Raw genomic sequence first — 1,814 nt, 5'->3', positions numbered from 1 at the left:
CCGAGTTAACGTGGTCTGTCGCTCATATCCCGATTGCCCTGCCTGACCCGCTTGATGACCCATTTGACTTGAAAAAGCGCCAGGTTTGGCGCTAATTTATAGCCGATACGATCCAGGAGCCGACTATGGACACCATCTACGCCGATTACTCCATCAGCATGTCCGAATTCAAACGCAACCCGGCACAGGTTCTGCGCACCGCCGGTGAGAAGCCCGTGGCGGTGCTGAATCACAACCGCCCGGCCTTCTACATGATCACGCCAAAGCTCTACGAGGCCATGGTAGAAGAACTGGTCGACCGCGACCTGGTAGAACTGGTGCGTCACCGCCTGGCTAACGAAGACAATGCCATCGAGGTCGACATTGACGCTATCTGACATCGATCAGAAAGCGCCTAATCGGTACCGGCTCAAGTTTGTGCCGCAAGCACTGGCCGAATGGGAGGCGCTCGATGGCAGTGTCAAGGAACCATTTCGCAAAGCGCTCAAAAAACGTCTGGAGCAGCCGCACGTTCCAGGTTCAGAGTTACATGGCAACTTACAGGGCTGCTACAAGATTAAGCTGCGCAAACAAGGCTGGCGTCTCGTCTATCGCGTGAAGGATGATGTACTGATCGTCATGGTGATGGCGGTGGCCAAACGCGAAGACAGCGTGGCTTATCGGCTTGCCGTCGAACGCCTAGCCCCGGATCAGCTCTGACTATCTTCCGAAAAATCTATTCCTTGAACCGCATCATGGGAAATGCACACTCATCGCGTTGCGGATCAACATCCAACGCATAGTCGGCGACACCAATGACCCACAGCCCCATCACACCCAGCGCAGCAATCTCCGCAGGGGCGAAGCCTTCGGTCAGCGGCTGAACGAACGCCGGGTGGCTGAACAGTTCCTTGTCGCCGGTGTCGTGGTGCTTGGCCATGTGGGCGCGGACTTCAGTAGAAGATGGTCTCGGGCGTTTCGGCGTCTTTGGCCCAAATCTGGGCCATGACCACCAGGAACTCGGGGAAGTCTTGCTCCAGCGCTTCTTTCCAGGGGCTGTCGTAGTCGGGTTTGTCGCTGGTGTCGGTGGCTTGGGTCTCGGCTGTCATGGGGAGAGTCTATCCGATGCGGCGGTTTGGGTGGGAGGGGCTCTGGCTTCACCCCTCGGGCTGTTCGGTAGACTCTCCCTGGATTTCGCGTATTCTCCGCCGCTTTTTGCCGATCGGAGGAATCACGATGACGTGGTGGATACTCCTGCTGGCCTTTGCCAGCGGAGTAATTGTGGGGTTGTTCAGCCAGGGTCAGTGCCGCAGGGCCTGCCGACGGTCACGGACTGGTACTGGGCGCTGTGGCGCGCCCTAGGGCGGGGCTGTGGCCGGTTGATGACGGGGCGCTCTGTGCGCTAGCGCGTTGATCAAACCCCGGGGTGCTTTGCATTCCGGGGTTTTTTATGCGTGCGGTATGTGTTGTGTCAGTGTGCGACCAGCCGCTTCCCCTCCGCCGTCGTGACCTGCAGCGGCCAAGCTGGATCACCCTCTAGTATTGATGGCGTTGACCTTGCTGCCTTGCTACCACATGGACCGCGCCGCGCTCGCCCTCGGCGGCGACCAGCGTAAGTGCTTCATCAGCCACAACCCGGAGGCTTGGGCGCTGGCGGGTTGATGTGGGCGCACGGCCCGCGCTTCAGTGGAAGATGGTCTCGGGCGTCTCGGCGGTGAGGATGCGTTTCGACCATTGCAGGAGTTCTTCAGGTTTGGCTGCCGAGATGCGCTCGCGGTGCGCGTCGAGTGAATCCGAGCCGAATTTCTCTTGCAACAGAGTCATCAAGATCATGG

The 1,814-nt window shown here is 59.0% G+C and carries 4 protein-coding genes; 2 read left to right on the top strand and 2 right to left on the bottom strand.

What is annotated here, in order from left to right; translation table 11 throughout:
• Positions 1-125 precede the first annotated feature (125 nt).
• On the top strand, positions 126-377 hold the full coding sequence (locus VBE63_RS28585; RefSeq protein ID WP_323686368.1) for a type II toxin-antitoxin system prevent-host-death family antitoxin: 252 nt from the start codon (positions 126-128) through the stop codon (positions 375-377).
• Between the two features lie 40 nt (positions 378-417).
• Positions 418-699: a type II toxin-antitoxin system RelE family toxin gene (locus tag VBE63_RS28580; RefSeq protein ID WP_416274716.1), complete on the top strand. Its 282-nt coding sequence runs from the start codon at positions 418-420 to the stop codon at positions 697-699.
• Between the two features lie 16 nt (positions 700-715).
• On the opposite strand, the gene VBE63_RS28575 is transcribed toward VBE63_RS28580, so the two are convergent.
• Entirely contained in the window at positions 716-919 is a 204-nt protein-coding gene (locus VBE63_RS28575) for a hypothetical protein (RefSeq protein ID WP_323686366.1), read from the bottom strand.
• Between the two features lie 13 nt (positions 920-932).
• A complete protein-coding gene (locus VBE63_RS28570; RefSeq protein WP_323686365.1) occupies positions 933-1,088 on the bottom strand; it encodes a hypothetical protein in 156 nt (51 codons plus the stop codon).
• Positions 1,089-1,814 lie beyond the last annotated feature (726 nt).

Origin of the sequence: Lamprobacter sp., assembly GCF_034860625.1 — a bacterium.
Classification (GTDB): domain Bacteria; phylum Pseudomonadota; class Gammaproteobacteria; order Chromatiales; family Chromatiaceae; genus Lamprobacter.
This window is presented reverse-complemented; position numbering and strand designations above follow the sequence as displayed.

Coding starts and splice junctions, on each gene's coding strand:
- VBE63_RS28585 (WP_323686368.1), top strand. CDS start 126: ATGGACACCATCTACGCCGATTACTCCATCAGCATGTCCGAATTCAAA.
- VBE63_RS28575 (WP_323686366.1), bottom strand. CDS start 919: ATGGCCAAGCACCACGACACCGGCGACAAGGAACTGTTCAGCCACCCG.
- VBE63_RS28570 (WP_323686365.1), bottom strand. CDS start 1,088: ATGACAGCCGAGACCCAAGCCACCGACACCAGCGACAAACCCGACTAC.